General features: G+C 50.6%; 1 rRNA gene. It reads right to left on the reverse strand.

The features are described from left to right. Positions 1–261 (reverse strand): 16S ribosomal RNA (locus CSH93_RS17810); the annotation flags it as partial.

Raw genomic sequence — 261 nt, forward strand, 5'->3', positions numbered from 1 at the left:
CCAGTGTGGCTGATCTTCCTCTCAGAACAGCTAGAGATCGTCGCCTTGGTGAGCCTTTACCTCACCAACTAGCTAATCTCACTTGGGCTTCTCTATAGGTGAGAGCCGAAGCCCCCTTTGGTCCGTAGACATTATGCGGTATTAGCAGTCGTTTCCAACTGTTATCCCCCTCCTAAAGGCAAATTCCCAAGCATTACTCACCCGTCCGCCACTCGTCAGCGATTAGCAAGCTAATCCTGTTACCGTTCGACTTGCATGTGT

It is taken from the genome of Neoalteromonas facilis, assembly GCF_002807665.1.
GTDB lineage: Bacteria > Pseudomonadota > Gammaproteobacteria > Enterobacterales > Alteromonadaceae > Alteromonas_E > Alteromonas_E facilis.